Annotated in this window: 26 protein-coding genes and 1 tRNA gene; 10 read left to right on the top strand and 17 right to left on the bottom strand. The window is 46.3% G+C overall.

Annotated elements, in window-relative coordinates:
* From J7545_RS13310 to J7545_RS13295, 4 genes are all read right to left on the bottom strand, one after another.
* The coding region (locus J7545_RS13310) for a hypothetical protein (protein WP_318719662.1) at positions 1-426 on the bottom strand (426 nt) is incomplete at its 3' end.
* A gap of 596 nt (positions 427-1022) precedes the next feature.
* On the bottom strand, positions 1023-1286 hold the full coding sequence (locus J7545_RS13305) for a hypothetical protein (RefSeq protein ID WP_318719660.1): 264 nt from the start codon (positions 1284-1286) through the stop codon (positions 1023-1025).
* A gap of 754 nt (positions 1287-2040) precedes the next feature.
* A tRNA-Pro gene (locus tag J7545_RS13300) sits at positions 2041-2114 on the bottom strand.
* Between the two features lie 155 nt (positions 2115-2269).
* Positions 2270-2800 (bottom strand): GNAT family N-acetyltransferase, encoded by a 531-nt coding sequence (locus tag J7545_RS13295; RefSeq protein WP_318698406.1) that lies wholly within the window; start codon positions 2798-2800, stop codon positions 2270-2272.
* Positions 2801-2877: 77 nt separating this feature from the next.
* Between J7545_RS13295 and J7545_RS13290 the strand changes: the two genes are divergently transcribed.
* Both J7545_RS13290 and J7545_RS13285 read left to right on the top strand, forming a co-directional pair.
* Positions 2878-3603 (top strand): hypothetical protein, encoded by a 726-nt coding sequence (locus J7545_RS13290; RefSeq protein WP_318698407.1) that lies wholly within the window; start codon positions 2878-2880, stop codon positions 3601-3603.
* Between the two features lie 84 nt (positions 3604-3687).
* A complete protein-coding gene (locus J7545_RS13285; RefSeq protein WP_318719659.1) occupies positions 3688-4575 on the top strand; it encodes an alpha/beta hydrolase in 888 nt (295 codons plus the stop codon).
* Positions 4576-4605: 30 nt separating this feature from the next.
* Here J7545_RS13285 and tsaD read toward each other — a convergent pair whose 3' ends face one another.
* Entirely contained in the window at positions 4606-5655 is a 1050-nt protein-coding gene (tsaD, locus tag J7545_RS13280) for a tRNA (adenosine(37)-N6)-threonylcarbamoyltransferase complex transferase subunit TsaD (RefSeq protein ID WP_318698409.1), read from the bottom strand.
* Positions 5656-5853: 198 nt separating this feature from the next.
* Between tsaD and J7545_RS13275 the strand changes: the two genes are divergently transcribed.
* From J7545_RS13275 to J7545_RS13265, 3 genes are all read left to right on the top strand, one after another.
* A complete protein-coding gene (locus J7545_RS13275) occupies positions 5854-6348 on the top strand; it encodes a Photosystem I reaction center subunit III (RefSeq protein WP_318719658.1) in 495 nt (164 codons plus the stop codon).
* A gap of 41 nt (positions 6349-6389) precedes the next feature.
* On the top strand, positions 6390-6515 hold the full coding sequence (gene psaJ / locus J7545_RS13270; protein ID WP_271936499.1) for a photosystem I reaction center subunit IX: 126 nt from the start codon (positions 6390-6392) through the stop codon (positions 6513-6515).
* A gap of 218 nt (positions 6516-6733) precedes the next feature.
* Positions 6734-7150, top strand: a complete 417-nt coding sequence (locus tag J7545_RS13265) for a hypothetical protein (protein WP_318698411.1) — start codon at positions 6734-6736, stop codon at positions 7148-7150.
* A gap of 146 nt (positions 7151-7296) precedes the next feature.
* Here J7545_RS13265 and thiD read toward each other — a convergent pair whose 3' ends face one another.
* The 4 genes from thiD to J7545_RS13245 all read right to left on the bottom strand — a co-directional run bounded on the left by thiD (position 7297) and on the right by J7545_RS13245 (position 11064).
* The gene (gene thiD / locus J7545_RS13260; RefSeq protein WP_318698412.1) at positions 7297-8106 is read right to left on the bottom strand and encodes a bifunctional hydroxymethylpyrimidine kinase/phosphomethylpyrimidine kinase; all 810 of its coding nucleotides are present in this window, start codon (positions 8104-8106) and stop codon (positions 7297-7299) included.
* A 12-nt stretch (positions 8107-8118) separates the two neighbouring features.
* The gene (ftsZ, locus tag J7545_RS13255; RefSeq protein WP_318698413.1) at positions 8119-9417 is read right to left on the bottom strand and encodes a cell division protein FtsZ; all 1299 of its coding nucleotides are present in this window, start codon (positions 9415-9417) and stop codon (positions 8119-8121) included.
* A gap of 307 nt (positions 9418-9724) precedes the next feature.
* A complete protein-coding gene (locus J7545_RS13250; RefSeq protein ID WP_318698414.1) occupies positions 9725-10537 on the bottom strand; it encodes a cell division protein FtsQ/DivIB in 813 nt (270 codons plus the stop codon).
* 104 nt (positions 10538-10641) lie between these two features.
* The gene (locus tag J7545_RS13245) at positions 10642-11064 is read right to left on the bottom strand and encodes a hypothetical protein (RefSeq protein WP_318698415.1); all 423 of its coding nucleotides are present in this window, start codon (positions 11062-11064) and stop codon (positions 10642-10644) included.
* 190 nt (positions 11065-11254) lie between these two features.
* Between J7545_RS13245 and J7545_RS13240 the strand changes: the two genes are divergently transcribed.
* Together J7545_RS13240 and J7545_RS13235 are read left to right on the top strand one after the other, a co-directional pair.
* On the top strand, positions 11255-13021 hold the full coding sequence (locus tag J7545_RS13240) for a S8 family peptidase (protein ID WP_318698416.1): 1767 nt from the start codon (positions 11255-11257) through the stop codon (positions 13019-13021).
* Positions 13018-13236 carry a hypothetical protein gene (locus J7545_RS13235; RefSeq protein ID WP_318698417.1) on the top strand — a complete coding sequence of 73 codons (219 nt, stop codon included), beginning with the start codon at positions 13018-13020 and terminating at the stop codon, positions 13234-13236. Before J7545_RS13240 ends, J7545_RS13235 begins: the two co-directional genes overlap by 4 nt.
* A gap of 27 nt (positions 13237-13263) precedes the next feature.
* Here the strand turns inward: J7545_RS13235 and J7545_RS13230 are convergent, their stop codons facing one another.
* A complete protein-coding gene (locus J7545_RS13230) occupies positions 13264-13452 on the bottom strand; it encodes a hypothetical protein (RefSeq protein ID WP_318719657.1) in 189 nt (62 codons plus the stop codon).
* On the opposite strand from J7545_RS13230, the gene J7545_RS13225 reads away from it, so the two are divergent.
* Complete coding sequence (locus tag J7545_RS13225) at positions 13373-14452, top strand: agmatine deiminase family protein (RefSeq protein WP_413038643.1); 1080 nt, start codon at positions 13373-13375, stop codon at positions 14450-14452. The two genes, J7545_RS13230 and J7545_RS13225, sit on opposite strands and share 80 nt — an antisense overlap.
* Here J7545_RS13225 and J7545_RS13220 read toward each other — a convergent pair whose 3' ends face one another.
* Entirely contained in the window at positions 14453-14869 is a 417-nt protein-coding gene (locus tag J7545_RS13220) for a restriction endonuclease (protein ID WP_413038642.1), read from the bottom strand.
* A 34-nt stretch (positions 14870-14903) separates the two neighbouring features.
* On the bottom strand, positions 14904-15152 hold the full coding sequence (locus J7545_RS13215; protein WP_318719664.1) for a helix-turn-helix transcriptional regulator: 249 nt from the start codon (positions 15150-15152) through the stop codon (positions 14904-14906).
* A gap of 121 nt (positions 15153-15273) precedes the next feature.
* On the opposite strand from J7545_RS13215, the gene J7545_RS13210 reads away from it, so the two are divergent.
* Positions 15274-16281, top strand: coding sequence for a DNA-methyltransferase (locus J7545_RS13210; protein ID WP_413038644.1), 1008 nt, complete (start codon positions 15274-15276; stop codon positions 16279-16281).
* Positions 16282-16391: 110 nt separating this feature from the next.
* Here J7545_RS13210 and J7545_RS13205 read toward each other — a convergent pair whose 3' ends face one another.
* Together J7545_RS13205 and leuC are read right to left on the bottom strand one after the other, a co-directional pair.
* Positions 16392-19115, bottom strand: a complete 2724-nt coding sequence (locus tag J7545_RS13205; RefSeq protein ID WP_318698422.1) for a pentapeptide repeat-containing protein — start codon at positions 19113-19115, stop codon at positions 16392-16394.
* Between the two features lie 168 nt (positions 19116-19283).
* Positions 19284-20687, bottom strand: coding sequence for a 3-isopropylmalate dehydratase large subunit (gene leuC / locus J7545_RS13200; protein ID WP_318698423.1), 1404 nt, complete (start codon positions 20685-20687; stop codon positions 19284-19286).
* A gap of 134 nt (positions 20688-20821) precedes the next feature.
* Here leuC and panD point away from each other — a divergent pair, with 134 nt between their 5' ends.
* The gene (panD, locus tag J7545_RS13195; RefSeq protein WP_413038645.1) at positions 20822-21166 is read left to right on the top strand and encodes an aspartate 1-decarboxylase; all 345 of its coding nucleotides are present in this window, start codon (positions 20822-20824) and stop codon (positions 21164-21166) included.
* A 60-nt stretch (positions 21167-21226) separates the two neighbouring features.
* Here the strand turns inward: panD and J7545_RS13190 are convergent, their stop codons facing one another.
* The 3 genes from J7545_RS13190 to gap form a co-directional block, all read right to left on the bottom strand.
* Positions 21227-21955, bottom strand: coding sequence for a hypothetical protein (locus J7545_RS13190; protein ID WP_318698425.1), 729 nt, complete (start codon positions 21953-21955; stop codon positions 21227-21229).
* A 235-nt stretch (positions 21956-22190) separates the two neighbouring features.
* On the bottom strand, positions 22191-23240 hold the full coding sequence (locus J7545_RS13185; protein WP_318719655.1) for a D-alanine--D-alanine ligase family protein: 1050 nt from the start codon (positions 23238-23240) through the stop codon (positions 22191-22193).
* A gap of 261 nt (positions 23241-23501) precedes the next feature.
* A complete protein-coding gene (gene gap / locus J7545_RS13180) occupies positions 23502-24521 on the bottom strand; it encodes a type I glyceraldehyde-3-phosphate dehydrogenase (RefSeq protein WP_318698302.1) in 1020 nt (339 codons plus the stop codon).
* Between the last annotated feature and the right edge of the window lie 94 nt (positions 24522-24615).

Here is a 24615-nt window from a genome sequence, read left to right as displayed (position 1 = left end):
TGTATCAAAAAAAGGTTGATGCTTTTTGCTCAAAGCCTTGTAGTGCCTGACTTTTCCGACTGGCAAGAAGGCATCATAACGTCCATGTTCCTCACCTGGCTTCTTCTTCTGGGTGATGTACTTGATGGGTTTACCGTCCTTGTTGAGATGCTTCTCTGGATAACGGTTGCGCTTCTGCCAAGAGTCAGGATTGGGCTTGCCATCAATGTCTACACCAGTCAGAGTGAAGCCTTCAGAGCAGACCTTAAACTGCTTCCTCAATAGAGGATTCTTGATGCCAGAGTCATCTAACTGTTGCTCAAGCCAATCCTTGTCTGATAGAATAGGAGAGTGGTTCTCATTCTGGGATAAGGTTTTTCCACCAGAATGAGCTGAATCATTGAAACCTTTGACCAGGGGTTGTCTTTGGACTGTTGTTTTATTCATACTAATTATTGGAATTTATTTTTGTGGCGGACTAGAGTGTAAATCTAGCCCGTTCTTTTTTTTCATTTACTAATATACTCCAGATTTAGTGGAGTAGGAACAATTGAAAGCTGGCTTTATGGGGTGACTCACAGTATATACAGTGGTGTCACCTTTCCTATTGCAATAGGCTCAAGGCTTTCTTAATTTCTCTCTTGATTGCACCTCCTTTATTGGCTGGATATTTTTTGCTGTCTAAGCAGTCCTCCAGGATGGAGAGAGCTTGCTTAAGATTTCCTTCATGTTGGCGTTCACAATTCCCCTTGTCCAACTTGTGGGCATATTCCAGGATTTCAGGAATAAGAACCTCTGGTAGCCGGATAGGCTTAGTCTCTGAATTGAGCCATTTACTTTGGTTTGGCTTCAATCCTCTCCCATGGGGGTTAGGTTTCCAATACCTTCTCATGATGTATTCTCTGGAGTTACTAATGACTTCTATGGTGCAGAAAACTGGGATTACTCTCTTGGTTACCGAGAGGGTTAATAACGACTGTACAGTGAGCAAAATAGGGCTTTCCTCTCCCGTTCGTAGCGGTTCCTGCGAGGATATTTACTCCCTAAGAATTAGGCTGTTTTAGAGCGCTAATGATTTCTGCTGGAAACCCTTTCAGTGGGTTTTTCTGGTCATGCTCAATCACCTCATCTTTGAGTTCTCTTCTGCTTTTCAGATGAGTCATGAGGGATAAGTAAGAGTCAGGAACTAACCCCAAAGGATAGAGATACTCAAGCAATTCGTAGGCTTGAGTTAATGCTTCCTCTACGTCATGGACGGTATCTACAGCCCTCTGAGCAGGGGTAGAGATTCTCGTGCTGGTACTCATAGCAGTGATACAGCGCTTTGCGCTGCTATGAGGGACAGTATTGAATCCTTAAAGCCATATACCACAACCCTATTCCCTATTCCCTATTACCTATTCCCTAGCGCAAAGCGCTATATCTAGTTTTCTAGGTTCTGGTCAGGGAGCTATGCCCTATGGATGCATCTTATCACGATGCAAAAAGATGTAATGCAATAATTGATTCGATATTCCTATGCTCTCCATAGACTATAGATAATCGTATTACGACGTAAGACGATGCCAGTGCGTTATAATTACACTTAAATGAGTTGTGTAAGCGTTGTCTTGCGATAAAAAATGAAAAAGAAGTCTGTGACGGTACAAATATTGGAGACTGATTACGAGTTCTTAGATGAGTATTGCCCAATGGAACTAGGCATCCCTAGGGCAACGTGGATAGCTGGTTTGGTACGAAAGGAAGTAAAAAGAATTCAGCAACAGGAGCAAGCTACCGCGGCCCAGTAACTCAATCCATCCCCTCCCCTCCGGCCGCCACAGAGCGGTCTATTTTTTGCATATTTGGTGGCTGAAATCCTGTCCCTGTCTAGTTCGTCCCATTTGGGACTGTTTACATCTATACTGTGAGCTGCTCTACTGAGAGGCTGAAAGCCTTGCTGTGCTTGAAGGGTGAGAATTCTCCCTATAGGATGATTTTAGGCAGATTTTAGGTAGAGCGCCCAAAGGGGATGAGGGTGTCGTGGGTTCAATTACTGGAAACCAAAGGCTATTCTATAAATCGGGATGACAGGATTTGAACCTGCGACATCCTGCTCCCAAAGCAGGCGCGCTACCAAGCTGCGCTACATCCCGGATAAACCTGATCGCATTATAACCCATAAAAGTGAGGTTTGGCTAGAGTCAATGCAATTGGAAGATTTATTTTCCAGACTGTATTCATTGAGCCTAAGTTGAAAACCTAGTGTTCTTGCATTGCCTATTGCTATAGTGCCTATGGTCTCCCCTTCTTAGTTTGGATACCAAAACATCCCCTTAATGCCTTCTGGATCTTGGAGAAAACCCAGGCTGCGGTAAAATTCAACCACATGAGGATCGGCAAACAAGGTAATGTTACTAATATCTTCACTGCGGAGTTTCTTAATCGTATGTTTCATCAGGGCTTTGCCTAGACCTTTACCTTGGAAGGTTGGATGAACGACGACATCCCAGAGAGTCGCATTAAAGGCATGATCCGAGGTTGCCCTAGCAAAGCCAATCAAGCGACGATGGTTGCCTCGTAAGTCCCACATCGAAATGACCAGAAAGCTGTGTTCGATCGCTTTTTTGACTTTCCGCAAAGGACGGCGAGACCAGCCCACCGCATCACATAGCTCTTCGAGTTCATATAGGTCGATGTTCCGATTCGTGCTAAATACAATACGGGAGATTTTGCCCGAATCGCTCTTAATATCCAGCGTAGCAAAATCTTCCAGTGCTTTCGCTGGACTGGTTGTTATCGGAGTATCCGAGCTGCTAAACAAGCTTTTCCAAAAACCCATGCAGGTGTGATTGAAGTAGTCAAAGTTAAATAAACAATATTAGCTTAGTATATCTCCCATAATCTTTTCCTTCTATTATGGCTCAGGGTTTAAAATCCTCTACCTTAGAACTGCTCAAACGCTTTAACCGGGCGTTCCCCCAATTCTATGAACAGTTTGTCAGTTCTGACATCCAACTCCAAAACCTGAAGCTGGCCTATCAACTCTACAAAACCCAGAAAGCTGTGATTGAAGTACGCTCTGAGAGCGCCAAAAGCGCTCTCCATTTTGCTTATCGTAATCAGTCCTTCCTGTTGAGTGACATTTTTGGGGTTCTGGCTGCCTATGGATTAACGATTCATAGCCTCAGTCTCTATGGTCAAATTCATGCTCCGATGCTAGTGTTCATCAAGTTGGTGGTCTCTAGAGGAGGAAAGGCACTACTGGAGAAAACGGCGGAAAATGTCTGTCGAGCCATTCAGGAGGCCTTAGCGGGCCATTTTGAGGTGGAGGAAATGTTGGCCGTCGAGTTTAACCTAGATGCGGGGTTAGAACAGGTGGATACGGAGTTTTATGTCGATCCGGTGTTCCATCTACCTGCCTTACTAATTGAAGCGGATAATCAGCCAGGATTGTTTTATAAGGTTATGTATGCCATTTGGCAAGAGGATTTATTGGTGGTTAATGCCAATCTTTTGGTTTGGAGGGGACGCACTCGCCTAATTCTCTACTTGCTTGGGCCCAATGAAAGCTTGATTCCGGAATATCTGGGTCAGAAGATTGCTGAAAGTGTGAAGCAGCGGTTATTGGGCGATCTCAATTAATAGGGAATAGGGAATAGCTAATGGGTCATCATTAAAATTTTCAATTGGATCGGAGTAGGACATGGTTCAAGATAGGATAGGAGTATGGCAAAAATCGATATCCTTGGCGTTTCCCATACTTATGAATTAACTGCACCTAAACCGGCAAATCCAACGTTGGTGTTTGTTCATGGCTGGTTGTTGAGTCGGGCCTATTGGCGGCCTTTGGTTGATCAACTGCGATCGCACTATCAATGTTTGGCCTATGATTTGCGTGGCTTTGGTGAATCGGATGCTAGACCTCGTTCACCCATACATGAGGGTGAGCTGATTTTGGGATATACTCCCAGCGATTATGCAAAGGATTTGGGTATTCTTCTGGATCAATTGGAGATTGAGAAGGCTTGGCTGATGGGCCATTCCCTGGGGGGTACGGTGTGCCTATGGGCAGCTTCTCAGTTGGGAGATCGCATTGAAGGGGTGATTTGCCTCAATTCTGGGGGCGGTATTTACTTAAAAGAGGAGTTTGAACGATTCCGCTCTGCTGGGGCCCAGTTGGTAAAAAGGCGGCCTCGGTGGTTGGCGGATATGCCTTTGCTCGATTGGCTCTTTACTCGCTCTCAGGTGTCCCAACCCCTATCGAGAGTTTGGGGAAAACAACGGTTAGTTGATTTTGTCAGTGCCCAATATGAAGCTGCATTAGGTGCTTTATTAGATTCGACTACAGAGGAGCAAGTTCACCGTTTACCTCAGTTGGTGGTTCATCTGCAACAGCCCGTTTATTTTATTGCGGGCGCTGAAGATAAGGTGATGGAACCTCGCTATGTGAGACATTTAGCCAGTTTTCATCAATTGTTTCGCTCCGGATCTGACAATGTGGTGGAAATTGCCAATTGTGGGCATTTTTCGATGCTGGAAGCGACCGATCGGGTAACGGAGCAGATCGATCGCTTGATTCAGACTGAGGAAGTCGGCGATCGCCTAGCGAGTTAAGGTTGAGGAGGATGGACTATTCCCCATTCCCTACCGAGTAGCGGTATAGAGCATTTGGAGTTTAGATAAGTCCATCCGCGATTGTACTCCTAAAGTTAAGGGAGAGCGATCGCCAACTTCCCAATGGGCAGCCGCTGCACACGCAATCATCGCCGCATTATCAGTACAATATTTCATCGGTGGAAATAGCACCTCTAGATTATGCTCCTCTCCAGCACTCTTGAGGAGTTGGCGTAATCCCCGATTTGCCGCCACTCCTCCACCAATAGCGATCGTCGATAAATTATAGTCAAGAGCAGCTTTAACTGCCCGTTTTGTGAGTGCTTTAGCGACTGTTTCTTGAAAACTTGCCGCTAGGTCAGCAATGGGTAAATTAGGATCGGAAGCCTTGAGTTGATTCACCAGGCGCATCACCGCTGTTTTTAACCCACTAAAGCTACAGTCATAGGGATGATATCCTCCTTTGGGTAAGGAGATTCTGCCTTCTGGTAGGGAAAAAGCTTGCGGATTACCCGTTTTAGCCAATTGGTCGATAATGGGGCCTCCAGGATAGCCGAGTCCCAACAAACGGGCGACTTTATCAAAGGCTTCTCCAGCGGCATCATCGCGGGTTCTTCCCAAGGTCGTATATTGGCCGCATTCGTGAACCTGGATCACGCTGGTGTGACCTCCAGAGACCAGTAGACAGAGGAATGGGGGTTTTAAGTCAGGGTTGGTGAGATAGGAGGCGTAGATATGGCCTTCGAGGTGGTGAACGCCAATAAAGGGTTTGTTGTGCAGCAGGGCTAGGGTTTTAGCTGCCGTAATGCCTACTAATAAGGCTCCGACTAAACCCGGGGCACAAGTGGCGGCGATCGCATCAATTTCTGACCAAGACAGTTCAGCCTCTTCTCGGGCTGCGGCGATCGCCTCATTCACCATTTCTAGATGACTGCGAGAGGCCACTTCTGGCACAACTCCCCCATACTGGCCATGCTCGGCCATCTGTGAAGCGACAAAATTACTCAGAACGTTACAATTTTTTACAATTGCTACAGAAGTTTCGTCACAACTTGTTTCAATAGCTAGAATCGTTGCCATTGCCTGCTACCTTGTTCTCAGGGAAAAAGCTATTTTGAACCGTCTATAGCAATTTAGGGTTCAGAATAGCCAATTTTAGAGACTTTTTGAAGCTTAATCTTTACTGAGTCTCTTAAGTCCAGTATGATTGGCTTTCATAGAGCCTTTGGTTTCTTTGTAACATAATTTTTGCACTTCGTAACAAAAGGAAACACTTCCATGCGACGATTGCTTGTTCTGGTTTTAATGTGTTGTTTGTGGCTGGGCTTTGTTCCCCCCGCTTCTGCGGATTTAGCAAACTTGGTTCCCTGTAGTGAATCTCCCGCTTTTCTGCAACGGGCTAAAGCAGCTAGAGCCACCACCGATGATCCCCAATCTGGGGCCAAACGATTTGAACGCTATTCTGAAGCCCTCTGTGGTGAAGATGGCCTCCCCCACCTAGTCGTTGATGGTCGTCTCGACCATGCTGGAGACTTCATTATCCCCAGCTTACTCTTTCTTTATATTGCCGGTTGGATTGGTTGGGTAGGTCGTGCTTACCTAATTGCTATCCGTGGCGAGAAAAATGCTGAAGAGAAAGAAGTGGTTATCGATGTTCCTCTAGCGATTAAATTCATGATCTCTGGCTTTGCTTGGCCTCTGGTTGCAGCCAAAGACATGATGAGCGGAGAAATGTTCGCTAATGATAACGAAATTACGGTTTCACCCCGTTAAGAATCGAGTTCTAAGTCTGTGTTTTGTTTTGGAGTCTTCACATGGAAGGTTTACTTAAGTATCTGTCCACAGCTCCAGTTTTGATTATGTTATTGCTAACAGTCACGGCTGGAATTTTAATCGAATTTAACCGTTTTTACCCCGACTTACTTTTTCATCCGATGTAAGGCAGAGGGCATACTCACCTAGCAATTTGCTGTGTTGGGAAGGAAAAATTGAATTAAATGGTTACGCCTTTGGCATTACTCCAAAGGCGTTTTTTGATTAGCGATAGTAGATAGGCAAAAGTCTATGTTTTGTACAAGGTATTGAGTATTCCACACTTATATAACAAACAGTGTGTAGCGCTTTAATTGTTGCTCAACCGGAGGTAAACGTTAAGATTATGGCTAAAAAGAGAAAAAAAATATGGGTTTACAGTCCTGCCAAGCTACCTAAGCCAAAAGTACCAGAAGCCGAAAAAAAACTTATTTTAGAGAAATGTAGTCAGTTCATTGAATCTGAACTTAAACCCAAATGCATCACCTCTGAGTCTAACAATCCTTTTTTCCGCCTTGTGGATATTTTTGGCAAATGGTATCGAAACTTTTTTCATTTTTATGCAGTTTACGATTCTCTCGACCCAGATAGCCCTAAACCCTCGTTTAAAAAACGATTTACTCGCCTAGAATATGTCGCACCGGATCGGTTTAACATTGCTTATATGAGACATACAGGAAACTGGTGGGAAACTCACAGCAATTTAACCCTAGAAGAGTGTTTCGATAGAATCAGAACAACTGAGATTCTTCAGCCCTATTAATAGCAAACTTCCTCCTGATGGTAAATCCATAATCGACCCAATCCAAGAAAATAGAAGTTTTTAAAGGTAGCCAAAATAGCTCACTCGCTAGATTGAGTTTTTTGTTTACTCTTCCCATTCCCCCACCCAGAGTGCTTGGTGCTGTATTAATTCAGGCAAAGAGGAAAGAAATGCCCCACCGGGCCAGTTCCCTGACCGATATCTAAACTCCATTTCAGGGCTTCGGTAACGTAGTTTTTCGCTTGACGGACAGCATCTGAGATCGAGTGGCCTGTGGCTAGATTAGCCGCGATCGCCGCCGAAAGGGTACATCCCGTTCCATGGGTATTAGAGGTATCGATACATTCGGTTTCCAGCACTGTGATTTCCCGATCGTCAAGTAGCACATCTACCCCCCGTAATTCTCCAGTCATTCCACCTCCTTTAATCAAAACTGCCTGCACTCCAGACTGCCACTTCAGGGTTTCGGCTGCTTCCTTCATGTTCTCTATAGAGCTGATTTCTACACCGGTTAGCAACTGGGCTTCATAGCGGTTTGGAGTGACCACAGTCGCTTGGGGGATCAGTTCCTGTTGCAAAGTTTCCACAGCTTGACGATCGATCAGCCGGTCACCACTGCGGGAAACCATGACTGGATCGACCACGAGGGGATGCAGATCCAGCGATCGCAGGCGATCGCTAACCGCCTGCATAATTTCAGCATTCAGTAACATCCCCGTCTTCACTGCCTGAACCCCCATATCCCCAACCACTGCCTCCAGTTGAGCCAGCACTGCTTCTGGAGACAAAGCATCCACCCGGTTAACGGCTAAGGTATTTTGGGCCGTGACACAGGTGAGAGCTGACGCACCATGAACACAGTGAAACGCCAAAGTTCGTAAATCAGCCTGAATGCCTGCGCCTCCCCCACTATCCGATCCAGCGATCGTTAGCACAACCGGGATGTTAGAGTTCATCAACTTTTCCCTTTAGTTTCTCGGTGGACGGCGACGTTGGAGAAAATCAGGAATATCCAATCCTTTCGGTTGAGCTTGGGGATTCACAGGAGAGGAATCCGGAGGAGGAGGAGGAGCAGGGGCAGGAGTAGAGGTAAACGAGGATTGATAGACATTGGGATTGGGGCGCTGCTGTTGTACCGTGTTAGACGGCTGGGATTCTCCAGTAAAGCCAGTTGCAATCACCGTAATTCGGATTTCACCTTGCAATCTCTCATCAATTACCGCTCCAAAAATAATATTGGCATTGGGATCGACTGCTTCGTAAATCACTTCAGCCGCCGCATTCACCTCAAATAAGGTCAGGTCACTACCGCCCGTAATATTAAGAACCACACCTTTCGCGCCATCAATGGAAGACTCGAGTAAAGGAGAGGAGATAGCGGAGATTGCCGCCTCTCTCGCTCTCGACTTCCCAGAGCCGCCACCAATACCCATCAGCGCCGATCCTGCATCCGCCATCACCGCTCTGACATCCGCAAAATCCACATTCACCAGCCCCGGAACTGTAATAATATCTGCAATTCCTTGTACCCCTTGACGCAGAATATCATCGGCTACCGTAAACGCTTCCTGCATCGGCATTTGTTCCGAAACCACCGACAACAACTTATCATTCGGGATAATAATCAAGGTATCCACCCGACTCTTAAGGGCTTCAATCCCCTGCTCCGCTTGACTCATCCGTCGCCGACCTTCAAACATAAAGGGGCGAGTCACCACACCCACAGTTAGTGCCCCAACCTCCTTGGCTACTTCTGCTACCACAGCCGAAGCACCTGTACCCGTACCGCCTCCCATTCCAGAGGTAATAAACACCAAATCCGAGCCTTCTAGAGCCGTCGCCAGTTCATCACGGGATTCTTCCGCGGCCTTTTGTCCGATCGCCGGATTTCCCCCTGCACCCAATCCACGGGTTAACTTCTGACCAATTTGCAGTCGATTCAGGGCGGCTGAACTGACCAACGCTTGAGCATCCGTATTAATTGACCAAAACTCAACCCCTGACACTTCATTAATAACCATGCGGTTGACCGCATTACCGCCGCCACCCCCGACACCAATCACTTTTATTTTGGCCACACTACTGGGGATAATATTTTGGTGTTGATCCTCATCACTTACCATCTGTTGATGCCCTTTAAAATTAGAAGACGAGACTCCAGCATTCTTAAACGGATTCCCTGAATCGACTGCCGTCGAAGCATTAGATTGACTATCGCGATTAGAGTTGAGGGGGACATTCCCCAGCATCTGATTGGGAGGTGTCATGGGCAGTTGCTTTACACAATAAATATCAATAAATGTATAGTATCAAGAGAGTTAAGGAATCACATCGCCACTTAGGTAGACATAAACTGCACCCAAGCGCTCTATCCCTCACCCATAACATTCTGCTGATGGGGGTTTTATCCCTTTCGTTGAACCTCAAGCCAGGGTCCTGGCTCATTCAGCATACCATGCGATCGTAGCTTGTCATCATTGGTTCAGACGCTCACATTCATGAACTGACCAGGGAAATGGGGAATCGCTACCAGAAGTTTATCAGAATTCTCCAGAAAAAACGTTAAGTCTTCACCTAAAATTTAGGGTTAAATGGAGTTGATGAAGATTTCATCTGAATTGAGGGAGCGTCTGGATTTCTCAGATCGATATAGTTCATTTGCCGAGGATCGAGCTGCTGAGGGAGCTGTCGCATTTGATCGAGAACTTGCAATTGCTTAGAGAATTGGGGGGTATAGACTCCCAGATGCACTTGTCCTAATTCCGTGGTGAGGATGAGATTTTTCGGATCTTCCCAGTTCAGCTCGCTAATTTGAACGGGAGATTCCTTGAGCGCGGCATAAGCTTGGGCCCAGTAGGACTGATAATGGACGAGCGGGCCGATAATTTTTAGGGTAGGCAGAGGAAAGGACGTTAACTCGGTATAGTTCTTCATCGGCATCCAGATTCCTTGTTCATCAATTAAGCCTACAGTTTGGCTTTGTCGAGACTTGATGGCGATCGCCACGGGAAACCGTTCACTGACTTCAATGGTTAATCTGAGGGGAAACAACTGCCGAGTCACCCGTGCTTGAGCGACCGGTCCTTTTGCTTTCAAGGTCTGGGCAATTTTATCCGGTTGGAGTCGAAAGACCAATTGGGGATACTGAATGGGTAAAATCTCTCGTAAGGCTTCTGTGGTTACTAATTCATTACCCGTAATCACCACTTGTTCCGGCTCGCGGATCGCCCAATTGGGCTGAGTCAGTAACCATCCTCCTCCATAGGCGATCGCCCCAACCGCCACCGTTTGCCAAAGGGTTTGCAGCACCTTCAACCGTTGTCTCTGGCGGAGTTGTTTGCGTCTTTCGATTAATTCCTGTTTAGAAATCGGTTGAATAATGGTCATTGCTTTAATCGGCAATAGGCAGTAGGGACTTAGGGCTTCAGAGATAGTTTATAAACTTCTGGGCCATTGGGATAAAGGGCTTTTCCCCTCGATTGAGAGAACGCTTAAATCTGTTTTGACTGCAACCACTCCTGATTTAAATAATTCCCCCATTCCTTGGCCAATTGTGCATCTGTGAAGGGGATTTTCACAGGTTCGGTGTTCCCTTTAACTTGTAAGGCTAAAAAAACAGTTTTTCCTTGGGGGGGTTCATCCCTAGACACGACTTCACCATCAACCCAAAGTTGAAGGTCTTGTAGGTCATTCAGAGCTAAAGTGTGGCAGTTGATTAGCCCGGAGGCTGTCGGTTGACCCCAAGTTAATTGGTCTCCTTTTTGCCCCAAGGCTGCATAAATATCATATTTAGAGCGTTCAAATCCTTTAGCCCAGTCTTCATAAACTTGTAATTTTTGATATTCTCGCCACCCAGCCCAGGTTAATCCAATAAATACAGTCAATAAAGGTAACCAGAGTAAACCTCGTTCCATAATCTTTCTCGTTCATCATTGGTTTCGGTTCAAAGGATTTTTGGGCGCTTGCCCACAGGAAAAGAATCATTAAAGATCCGGTAAGATGGGCCCCAAATCCCCTTGGGGATGAGTTATGCTTGTAAAAGCACTCACCTAACTTCTACTGCTGGATCTGTTAAGTACCACCCAATTATTGATGGTGTCAGCCATGAAAAAATTTCTCCTCCTCTGCTTATTTATTTTTACATTAGGGTTTGCCCTATTCAAGGCTGAAGGATTGGCCACTCAAGGAAACTATCAATCTATTATCCTTGATTTTCGCGAAGAGCGAGCTAACCAAATCCCGGAATGGGTGCAAACCCTCACTCAAGACTATGGTACGGTTCCTCGGCTCAATAGTGAATTTTCTCTCCAGGATCATGTTTATGTGCTGGAGGGCGATCGCCTGTTGTTAGAGCAACTGCACCAGAGCGATCTTAAGGACTATACCGAAAGTATTGAACCCAATTATATTTATCAAGCGACTGAAATCCCCAACGATCCGGATTATGCTAAACAGTGGAATCTGCGAAGCATTAATATGGAATCCGCTTGGGATGATACGAAAGGCCATGGGATAACGGTGGCCGTGATTGATACCGGAATTACGAAAGTGCCGGATCTCAAGGAGACGAAATTTACTCAGGGCTATGACTTTGTAAACGATCGCATCGAAGCCAATGATGATGCCGGTCATGGAACCCATGTAGCGGGAACGATTGCCCAATCGACGAATAATGGATATGGAGTGGCTGGAATTGCCTATGAAGCCAAGTTAATGCCCCTGAAAGTCTTAGGAGCAAGTGGTGGTGGGACGGTAGCTGATATTGCCGAAGCGATTAAGTTTGCCGCCGATCATGAGGCGGATGTGATTAACCTCAGTTTGGGGGGAGCAGGTGAAAGTAATTTGCTCAAAGAAGCGATCGATTATGCCTATGACAAAGGTGTAGTTGTCGTCGCAGCGGCCGGAAATTCTAATCAAAATGCCGCCAGTTATCCGGCTCGCTATCCCCATGCGATCGGGGTTTCTGCCCTCGATCCCTCTGGAGTCAAAGCTCCCTATTCTAACTTTGGGGCTGGAGTAGACCTGTCGGCTCCTGGAGGTTCGGAAGCGGGTAAAATTCTGCAAAATACCATCGATCCCCAAACGGGAAAACCGGTCTTTGAAGGTTATCAAGGCACTAGCATAGCTGCGCCCCATGTGGCTGGAGTTGCGGCTTTGATTAAGTCGGTAGGAGTGGAAGACCCCGAAGATGTGCTAAAAATCCTCAAAGAGTCCTCTCGCAGTGTGGAAGAAGATCCCCTCAATCATTTTGGTGCAGGTCAATTGGATGCAGGTGCAGCCGTTAAACTAGCCGTAAAAGGTCAAATTACGTTCAAAGATTTCTTCCGTTGGCTGCGCGATAATGGCTATTTGAATCCTCGCTTCTGGATCGATGGTGGTGCGATCGCCTTAATGCCGAAAATTGCCATGGTACTCGGTTCCTATCTCCTCGCTTGGCTCTTACGGAACTATTTCCCCTTTGCTTGGAGTGGTTCGTTAAGCATGGGTTTAGTTGCTGGAAGTACGGGCGTATTTTTCCTCAGAGGATTGTATCTCTTTGATGTTCCCCAATGGCCTTTCCGGATGATGGGCAGTTCGATCGCCGAATGGGGCAATGTGATTAGTGGGAGTCCCTTACTTAACCCTATTTTCGCTAGTGTTTTGATTCCCCTAATCTTGGTGATTGCTCTGTTGGGACATCCCTCTGGAAAATGGCTGGCGATCGGGATAAGCTTAGGATTTGCCAGTTTCCTCGCCATCAGCGCCATTACTGACCCGGCAATGCTTTGGCTCGGATCGGGTTGGGTGGCTCAACTGTTCCTAGGGGTAAACGCACTGTTGTGTTTTGCCCTTGCTCGTTTAGCCATGACTGGAGAAGGAAAAACTGCATGAGTTTAACTGTGAATGGGGTGATTGAACATAAACCCATGGGCCCAGGAACTTGGGCTTTAGTCACGGATGGAACGACCTATGAACTTAAGGATGCTCCCGATGAGATAAAACAATCTGGACTTCAGGTTAAGGTTGAAGGCACAATTCGTGAGGATGTCATGACCCTAGCGATGATTGGGCCGGTGTTAGAAGTTTATTCCTTTGAAGTGTTGTAAACTGGGTTCTCGTGTCGGTAAAGATGTCTATTGGCGATCGCCATCTTCGGCGATCGCTTTATACACAATGATTAAAAGACGCTTCTTTCTCCAACTCATGGCAACTCTGTCTGGTTCTATTGCTGTGGGAAAAAATATGACCGGTTGTTCGGCCGTCAGTTCTCCAGTTTCCCCTACTCCTACCCCTTCTATGAGTTCCAATTCTTCTTTTTTCATGCCCGATGAAGGCGAACCTCATTTATGTACTTGGATGGCGTTTAGTGCCAGCCCAGATATCTGGGGATGGGAAGATTTTCGGTATGTGCAGGACGATCTAGCCAGAATTGCCAATGCGATCGCCCAATACGAGCCGGTGAAAATGTTAGTTCGAGAAGAAGATTATGAGATTGCTTTGGCTAAATGTGGCTTGGATGTGGAGTTAATCGTTACTGAATTAGACGACCTCTGGATGAGAGATACGGGGCCGGTTTTTGTCCTCGATGAAGAGGGTCAAAAAGCAGGAATTGATTTTAATTTTAATGGTTGGGGCAATAAACAGTACCACGATCGCGATGCCCAAGTTGCAGAATTTGTTGCCGAACAAGCCGGAGTCCCCATCATCAACACAGAACTGGTGTTTGAAGGCGGAGGCATCGAAGTCGATGGTCAGGGCAATGCCATTGTGACGGAAAGTTGTATTATTAACGATAATCGCAATCCAGGCTGGAGCAAAGAGGATTGCGAAATGGAATTAAAAGCCTTATTGGGACTGCGTAAAATTATATGGCTTCCCGGTATTCGAGGGGCGGATATTACGGATGGGCATACGGATTTTTACGCTCGTTTTGCTCGTCCTGGAGTCGTGATTGCTGGGTACGACCCCAACCCAGACTCTCCCGACCATGAGGTAACCGAACGGCATTTAGAGATCCTCGAATCAGAAACAGATGCGGATGGAAATGAGCTAGAAGTTGTTGTTCTGGAAGCGCCAACAAAAATTAGAGGGGGATATGATTGGGATGACTTTGCGGCCGGATATATTAACTTTTACGTGGTCAATGGTGCGGTGATTATCCCTGAATTTGGCGATCGCCAAGCAGATCGCAATGCAAAGGAAACGTTGGAAGAGTTGTTTGGCGATCATGATATCGTACAGCTCAACATCGATAATATTGCCGCCGGAGGCGGGGGAATTCACTGCACGACTCAGCAAGAACCTTTGGTTGAAAAAAGCTAATCAAGCCTCGTAAATCAACCGTCCATGAGTTTTAACATAGGTTAAGGATATCTTTGGATTATTGAGGTCTTTTCCACCTGAATCATGCCATTTGCGTTCCCACTTTTCATAGTAGAACTCTAAATCGGCTGGCGTAAGCTGATAAATGGATAACAAGTTAATACCGCTATAAACAGCAAACATCCAATTAACTTGTCTATACTTCCTAATAATTCCTGGGTTGATATGGTGGTGTGTAGAAAAACTTTTCGTTAACTGTATGTTGACTGACTTGAGTTCATACTCGTTTCCATTAGAGTCTTTCGCGTCATTACCTTCTCTTCCAGGTAAAACTTCTAAACCTGTTACCAAAAGAACTTGAAGCAGCTTACCTCCATTATCTTGGAAGATATCGTTAATGCCATGTTTTGATGCCAATTCTTGATAGCGTTGTATATAGGGAAAAAGTTCATCAAGAATTTTCTTGTCTGGGTGGAAGTCCGTCCTTTGGTTCTCTTAAAAGTTCACATATATCAACCTCTAACGCTTTTGCCAGGCGTTCCATATTGTCAATTGATACATTACGCTCGCTACGCTCAACAGATCCCACATAGGTTCTATGGAGTCCTGCTAAATCAGCAAGCGCTTCCTGGGACAGTCCTTTTAATCGTCGGAGCTGACGTAGCCTTTTTGCAAATAACTCTCTAGCACTCGTTGGCACAGACACATAGGGCACAAGGTTGACATAATCTACATATTTGAGATAATGATGACCATGAGTCTACAGACTATAAGTAGCAAATTGAGGATTAGCATTGATTAGCCAAGAGACTAATTTTCCTATAGACCTTGAAAGCCTTGACTCTTGTCGAGTCTATCGGACAAACAAGGGTGCAGCATTCTGTGGTGATTCTTTAGAACTTCTGAAGAAGCTACCTGATGAGAGTGTTAATTTGGTAATGACGAGTCCGCCTTTTGCACTTCAAAGAAAGAAAGAATACGGAAATAAAAATCAGAGTGAATATATTGATTGGTTAGCTGATTTTGCGCGATTAGTCTATCAAAAATTGAAAAGCGATGGTAGTTTTGTTCTCGATTTAGGGGGTGCTTATGAAAAGGGGAAGCCAGTTAGGAGCCTCTACAATTTCAGAATCCCTATTTATTTTTGTGATGAGATAGGATTTTTCTTGGCTGAAGATTTTTACTGGTTTAATCCGTCAAAGCTTCCCAGTCCGATTGAGTGGGTTAACAAAAGAAAAATCAGAGCAAAAGATTCAGTGAATACGGTTTGGTGGTTCAGTAAATCGGAATTTCCTAAGTCAGATGTGACCAAAGTTTTGACAGAATATAGTCCAAGAATGAAAAAGCTCTTAGAAGACCCGGAAAAGTTTTACGATCCTAAAAAGCGCCCCTCCGGTCATGATATCAGTACGAGCTTTGGCAAAAATAACGGAGGAGCAATCCCTTCTAATTTACTGCAAATTCCCAACTCTGAGTCAAACAGTCAGTATCTTAGAGGATGCAACGCTCTTGGTTTAAAACCTCACCCAGCCAGGTTTCCAGGAAAACTTCCAGAGTTTTTTATTCGTCTGTTAACCGAACCTGGGGATCTGGTGGTTGATATCTTTGCTGGATCGAATACTACCGGATTTGTTGCCGAACAAGAAAATCGCTATTGGATTGCTTTTGAACAAGAGATTGAGTACTTAGCTACATCGTGTTTCAGGTTTATGCAAGAGGATATGGATGAAGGAACATTGAAGGCTTGGCATCAAGACATCGTGCGTGGTCATTGTGTTGACGTTTTATTTGGGAGGCTTTGTGAGACGAATTCTGCAAAGACTCAATAATGGCACTAACAATCGCCTCAAAGCTTGTTCTTTCAATTCTTGCCCTAACATAGACCAACTCCTAGGATTTAGTGAATTCAACTTGCACCTTAAATCTACGTTATACCTCTTCACTCCAGACTCTCCCTCAGATCTGGTGACAAGATGGCATCGGTAAGATTAGCTCCACGGAAGTCAGCTCCACTGAGGTTGGCATCAGTGAGGTCAGTTCTATGGAGATCGGCTCCACTGAGGTTGGCATTATTGAAGATGGCATAACTAAAGTCAGCATAACTAAGGTCAGCTTCACTGAGGTTGACTCCACTCAGGAAAGCTCCACTTAGATTGGCTCCATTGAGCTTAGATCCACTGAGGTTAGCTTCACTGAGGTCGGCTTTCATCAAGAGTGAGTGCATCAGATAAGCATTACTAAGATCGGAAAACTGAAGATTCGCTCCTACAAAATCTCTGTAATGTAAGGCATAGCCTTGCAGATTTAGATGATTTAGACATAACAGGGGGATTTTATCCGGAGCATCTGCATCACTAGAACGTTGACCACATAAGCGCCCCAGCCACATCCCAAACATCCGTTCATGGATTCCGGGAATATGGGATATCTTCTGCGTAATCCATGCACAGCTACTCAAAGCAGCTAACAACACTTCTTCAGCATGAAGGGCAAATCGCAACCGGTCTAGATAGCGCGGTGCAGTCTCCACCTGCTCCATGGGCATTCCTTTTTCCAACATATAGCCAATCAACTCACAGAGCATGTCCTGCCAGCGTTCTACTTCTTCTGGTGGCTGTAACTTGATTTCATCGCGCAGAAACGTCAGTAAATAGGTAGTGAAATAACTAGGCCCGCAAAGGATTGCCCAGCGCCGCAAGCATTCCTTTTCATCCCAACCAATATCTGAATTATCCTGATTTTGGCTTAACTGCTGGCACATCAACCGCAGTTCTAGGACAATGCGACGGACAATCAGATATTCTCCAAAGCTCTTGTGGGTAAACTCAAACGTGGCATCACCTCCATGAGTGCCACTTTGCCGAAAGTAAAATGCCGTTAGTAAGCGGGTTACCCCTTCCTGCGCTCCTCCTTGAAAAATGCCTAAGACACGCTTGAGTATTCCCGATGCACACCGCGCTTCAATACTTTTGACGGTTGCAGTGCGACCATGCCCATGCCAACAGGCAATACCAATCTCTTCTAAAATGCGAATAAAGTCTCCTTGGCTAATGGTTCCTAAACTGGGATGTTGATACCCTGCCCAGTCTCGCTCATAAACCTGTTTCAGCAGGTCTTCATAGATAACATTCAGATTGCTCTGCCTGGAAAAGTCCAGTCCTCCTCGGCCATAGCTCAGAGCAATCAGATAGTTAAGTAAAGGTTGAGCAGTAATCTCAGCTAGGTTATCCCGGTCAAGTTCATCCGGAAGCGCAGTATAGCCTTTTGCCTTTAACTGACCATATTTTTGCCACCACTGTTGGCGCAGATCGGTCTTTAATAACTTTTCTCTACCTACATATATACGTTGTTTCTGTTCTTCCTCGGTTAAGACATAGGGCAACATATGCAATATTTGCTTTTCCTGGCGAAACTCACGGTGGTTGTTTTGCACGACAACTTCACGACCGCTCATGAGAATCAGTACCCTGGCTTCATTCCGGTTAAACTGGATTAGTTTGCGCAGGACTTCCCGCACAAAGTCTTGTACGGCCTGAGTTAGGGACTTTCCTTGCATCAGGAGTTCATCTAAGCCATCAAAGATGATGAGAATCTGTTTTTCCGGATGGTCGCGGTTGAGGGGGTTGGGAGGTAAAATGCCATCCAGGTCAGCTTGGATAAAATCTTCTACGCCATCAATTAAGTCCCGTTCGAGATCGAATTGATGTAAGGGAATGAAGAGAACGGGAATTCTCTGTTGTTTGATCAGGCGATCCGCGAACATCTTACAAAAGGACGATTTACCACATCCGGGCCCCCCACAAATGACGCGCACGGCATCATCTTTATCCGAGGTTTGCACCCACTGGTCTAAAGCGGTAAACAAGTCTACGACAACGCGCTCGGTATCCTCTTTTCTACTGTGTCCGATGTCAGGTAGTCCTTCTGCTGTTCGATCCTTAGATGTCTTGCGCTCGGTGTATCCGCGCAAGGGGATATAAATCTGCCGTAAACTAAAGGCTTCGGCAAACATGGGTTCATCGGCTCGACGCTGCAACCAAGCGGAATACCTCAACCAAGCTTGTTCGCGATCGCTGGCATTCGTAAACGGAGTATCTAATTCTTCCTCCAATACAACATAGTCTTGCCGGTTCCTGCGCCATTGGTCAATGAGGGCAAAAACGAAGTATCGAGGTAAGCGATAGGCGATCGCATCGGCTTCGTGTTCGGAGAGTCCACAGTCTTGTAACCATTGTTTATAGGGTGCTTGACAAGCTTCCACTATCGGTAACCGTTTGGGATGCTCAAAAAAGTCTGGACTCAGGGAAAAGTCGCTCTGCTCCATGACTGTATCGAGTTGCTCACCAAGCTGCTGAAAATCCGGTTGTTGTGCCAATTGAGCGCGATAATCTCGCAGTAAATCTGACATCGCTTGCAACAGAGAGTGCTGTACCAAAAACCAGGCGATCGTGCCTGGTTCTTTGACTTTTAAGCCGATCGCTTGTAAAGCACTTAGACCGCTTGAGACGACTCCTTGGCGATCGCCAAATCCCAAGGAAATGGCTCCAGAGGCGATCGCGTTTCCTAAACCACCAAATTTAACATTAATCGGGCGAAACCAAATCGAGATTGGCTTCTGACCCTTTAAGTCATTATTTTGTGGTAAATCAGTAGGCTCTGGCATTTCGATTAACAAGTCGGTCTAATGTTACCTGTGACCTCAATTATAAGGAATATACCGAAAACGCCTATGAATTCATTCTATTTTTATGGTAAAGGTTTAGACACTAAAAAGATCGGGGGCATTTTAAATCCTCCCGACCTCTGGGTAATGGTTTAGAGGTTAATTGATTTACAGCAACTTCCGCACGTCGGAGACTTGGCCGGAGATTGCCGCAGCGACAACCATTGCGGGACTCATCAGTAAGGTGCGACCAGACGAAGACCCCTGACGACCTTTAAAGTTGCGGTTTGAGGAAGAGGCGCTCATTTGATCCCCTTGCAGTTTATCGGGGTTCATGGCTAAACACATGGAACATCCGGCATTGCGCCATTCAAACCCGGCTTCGGTAAAGATTTTATCTAAGCCTTCTGCTTCGGCTTGTTGCTTGACGACTTCCGATCCAGGCACCACAAAGGCTTTGACTTGAGTGGCGACTTGATGGCCTTGGGCAAATTTAGCAGCTTCCCGCAGGTCAGTGAGGCGACCATTGGTACAACTCCCGATAAAGCAGACATCGATGGGGGTTCCGGCGATCGCCTTTCCGGGTTCAAGTTGCATATATTGATACGCTTCTTGGGCTAAGAGGCGATCGCTATCGGGTAGACTTTCTGGAGTCGGAACCACTTCATCCACACCAATACCTTGACCGGGTGTAATTCCCCAAGTCACCGTAGGGGGAATCTCTTCAGCGTTGAACACCACCACATCATCATACTCAGCATCGGCATCCGAGCGGATACTTTGCCACCATTGCACCGCTTTATCCCAGTTTTCTCCTTGGGGGGCAAACTCCCGTCCTTGCAGATAGTCAAACGTCACCCGATCGGGGTTTACATACCCACATCGTGCCCCTCCTTCAATCGACATATTGCAGATCGTCATCCGCTCTTCCATCGACATCTGTTCTAGGGTCGTTCCGGCATACTCATAGGCATAGCCTACGCCCCCTTTCACGCCCAATTTGCGGATAATGTGAAGGATCGCATCTTTAGCATAAACCCCCGGACGCAGGCTTCCATTGACCTCGATGCGGCGCACTTTGAGCTTCTCTAGGGCCAAGGTTTGGGAGGCTAGCACATCTCGCACTTGGCTGGTTCCAATACCAAAGGAGATCGCCCCAAATGCCCCATGAGTTGAGGTATGGCTATCTCCACAGGCGATCGTCATTCCCGGTTGCGTCATCCCTTGTTCGGGGGCGATCACATGCACAATGCCCTGGTTACCCGAACCCACATTATAGAAGCGAATCCCATGCTCTTGGACACTCGTTTCTAAGGCTTGCATCATCTCTTCTGCCAACGGATCTGCGAAGGGTCGAGCCTGGTTGTCTGTGGGCACTATATGATCGACCGTGGCAACGGTGCGATCGGGAAATAGTACCTGTAAATTTCTCTCCCGCAGCATGGCAAACGCTTGAGGACTGGTAACTTCATGGATGAGATGCAGTCCAATAAACAGTTGAGTTTGTCCAGAAGGAAGTGTACGAACCTTGTGGTTGTTCCAGACTTTATCAAATAGCGTGCCCTTGCTCATAGTCCATCGTAGCGCTAGGCGCTGGTAATCGGTAATGGGTAAACTGTTTTTTACCTTAGTTCACTGGCAGTTTATCATTTGATCCAGGGACTTGTATAGTCATTCACCTTAAGAAAAAGTAACGGAATCTAACTATTATGCGGATCATGTTAAAGTCCAAAATCCATCGGGCGACAGTGACTGAAGCTAATCTTAACTATATCGGCAGTATTACTATCGATCGCACTCTGATGGAGAAGGCTGATTTGTTGCCTGGAGAAAAGGTTTTAGTAGTCGATAATACCAATGGGAATCGTTTAGAAACCTATGTGATTGAAGGAGAACCGGACTCCGGTGCGATCTGCATCAATGGTGCTGCTGCACATTTGGTTCATCCTGGAGATATGATTACCTTGTTAGCCTTTGAAGTCACGGATGCAATTAAGTCTCCCATCAAGATTTTAGTGGATCAAAACAATACATTTGTAGAATTTCTATAGCGGTATGCGAGGTAATGGGTAATCCGTAATGAGTCATTAGCTATAGCTATCCCCTATTTTTTAAGAGGATTTGCGGATATTTCGATCGGGATACTCTTGGGGGGGAGTCTTGCGAACTACTTTTGGAGTCGATCCCTGTGGAATGTCTGGGGTGAGTTTGGGAAAGTTGGGAACTTGTAAAGAGGAATGCTGGAAGGGTTTGGCAGTAGGATTTACGTCAAAGGTAACGGGTTTTTGGGGTTGATTTGGAGGTGAAGTGAGTTCTGCGGAGGGGATAACTTCTGCTGGGTTTTGAGGCTCAAGAGGGGCTGTTTGAGGTGTAAATTGGTCTGGACTGGAGGGAGTGATGGGCTGGCGCTGAGAAACTTGGACTCGCAAGGGTTGGGGTTTTTCTAATAAGAGTGGGGTTCCGCGACGTTGGCGACGGTTGAGAGATGCTCGTTTATGGGCGTTGGGATTTTGTAGGCTTTTCCAGAGGACAAAGAGACCTCCCGATCCCAAGGCGATCGCTCCTAACCAGAGCCAGGATACAGTAGAGTTAACCTCTGGTTCCTCGATCTCTTCTATCGGTTCTGCTTCTTCTGTGACTTCTGCGATCGCCTCTTCGGGTTCGATCTCCCCAGGATTGAGTAGAATACTCAAAGCTTCATAACCGATACCGATCGCCAGCACGGCTAAAATGCTCCACACCAATAGGGTATGGTTTTGAAGGGGTTTCAGAATAAACTGGAGTCGGTTTGACCGTTGCTTTCCAGTAGAGCGATGAATGGATTTACGTGGATGAACCATAAATAGCTTCCCTGACTATACGTTGACCAGACCGACTCGCTTCGTGTCCGAAACTCATCTTACCCAATTTTGCGCAAATAGATCTGATGGGATGGGGGGATAGGGAGATGGGGGGATAGGGAGATGGGGGGATAGGGAGATGGGGGGATAGGGAGAATCGGAGATATGGGGATATAGAGACGCGGAGAGACAGGGATAACGTCCTATTGCCTATTCCTCATTGCCTATTCCCTATTTACCGCTCTAGAGCAAATTCAATCAACTGATGCACCAATTCTGGGAAGGGAGTGCCCGTATTAGCCCAGAGTTGGGGGTACATGCTGGTGGAGGTAAATCCAGGTAGGGTGTTGATTTCGTTGATTAACACTTCTTGGGTAGACTCGATATAGAAAAAGTCTACTCTAGATAATCCGGAGGCATCTACGGCTTGGAAGGCTTGGATAGCCATGTTTTGGATGCGATCTCTCACTTCGGAGGGTAAGTCAGCGGGAATGAGCAAATCGGCTTTTCCAGCGGTATATTTAGTTTCGTAGTCGTAGAAGTCGCTCTCAAAGGTGATTTCGCCAATGACGGAGGCTTTAGGATAGTCGTTACCCAGTACGGCACATTCGACTTCTCTAGCGGTAACTCCTGCTTCAATGATAATCCGGCGGTCATAACTGGCAGCGTTATCTAAGGCGCTTTCGAGTTCTTGGCGCGATCGCACTTTGGCAATACCCACCGAAGACCCCAAATTTGCCGGTTTCACAAAACCGGGATACCCTATTTCCGCTTCTATCTCATCGCAGAGTTTCGGAAACACACAAGGATTTGACCAAACTTGAGCGCGAGTCACTGCCTTATATTTTACTTGGGCTAAACCCGCTTGAGCAAACACCATTTTCATAGCAATTTTATCCATACTCACCGCCGATCCGACGATGCCAGAACCCACATAGGGCACTTGCATCAGTTGCAGCAAGCCTTGAATTGAACCATCTTCTCCGTTCGGGCCGTGTAGAATGGGAAACCAAACGTCAATTTCGCTCACTTGGGAAGGAAACTCCCACAAACTTCTTCCTGGTGGGGTATCCGTGGATAAGGGCGTACCAGAATCTAGGACTTGAGTAGCGGTTTCTTGGGCATACCAGTAACCATCTTTACGGATATAGAAAGGAATGACTTGGTAGCGATCGCCATTTTCTCCGGTTTGCAGCGCTGTGGCGATCGCCTTTGCCGAAACAATGGAGACTTCATGCTCCCCCGAACATCCCCCAAACAATAGTCCTATCCGTTTCTGGCTCATAACCCTGGTTTCCTCTCCATATCAACAGCGAAGAGTTCATTATAACCTCCGGCTGTAGTGACTCAGGGACTTTCTCTTTCCCATCTGGGGGGTTCTGTCGATATCGTCATTAATTTTCCAGAAAAAGATCCTGCCCACTTTTCTGGCGTTGAGACTTTTTTGTGCCCTAATGCTGTGGAGTTAGGACAGAAAAAAATAGGGTGAGACGCGCTCACCCTATACCATACAGCATCAATAGGAAAAGAGAAGGAAAACCGTGAATTATTCTTTCGCCGCCATGGATAAGATTAAATCTACCATCCGGTTAGAATAACCCCACTCATTGTCATACCAGGAAACAATCTTAAAGAAATTAGCATTTAATTCGATACCTGCACCGGCATCAAAAATACTTGAATGGGGATCGGAGGTGAAGTCCGTCGAAACGACTGGATCGTCTGTGTATTTCAAAACGCCTTTCATTTCACCTTCGGCAGCTTTCTTCATCGCTTCGCAGATTTCGGCGTAGCTAGTGGCTTTTTCGGTCTTGAAGGTTAAGTCTACGACTGAAACATCGGGAGTCGGAACCCGAAATGCCATCCCGGTGAGCTTGCCTTTAAGTTCGGGTAACACCAGGGTAACCGCTTTAGCCGCTCCAGTAGAAGCGGGGATAATATTTTGGGTGGCACTGCGTCCGCCGCGTAAATCTTTACGACTGGGACCGTCAACGGTGGGTTGAGTCGCAGTCATAGCGTGAACGGTAGTCATTAGGCCCTCTGCCAAGCCAAAGTTATCATTAATGACTTTAGCAACGGGAGCTAGACAGTTGGTGGTACAACTGGCGTTAGAAACGACCGTATGTTTCGAGGGATCGTAAGTTTGATGATTTACACCTACTAATAGGGTGGGGACTTTGTCGGGGTCTTTTTCCTTAGTGGGTGCAGAAATAACCACTCGTTTTGCGCCTGCTTGCAGGTGGGCAGAAGCTTTTTCATAATCGGTAAATAATCCAGTAGCCTCAACCACGAACTGCACACCGATATCGCCCCAAGGCAGTTCAGCCGGGTTTCTGACCGAATAACAAGGGATCTCTTTCCCATTGACCACGATCGCCCCTTCTTTGGCTTCGACCGTTCCCTTAAATGGCCCATGGGTGGAATCGTATTTGAGTAAGTAGGCAATACCTTCTGGAGGAACCAGGTCATTAATGCCACACACTTCAATTTCTGGATGGGCAACTGCCACCCGAAATACTAGCCGCCCAATACGACCAAATCCATTAATACCAACTTTCACTGTCATATTGACATGACTCCTGTAATCGAAATCGATAGGAAAACAACATTCCGCGATCTACTTTGGCACTTCCTCTTCTGAACCTGGGCTATGGCAAGAA

It is taken from the genome of Roseofilum sp. SBFL (genome assembly GCF_017746885.1).
GTDB lineage: Bacteria > Cyanobacteriota > Cyanobacteriia > Cyanobacteriales > Desertifilaceae > Roseofilum.
This window is presented reverse-complemented; position numbering and strand designations above follow the sequence as displayed.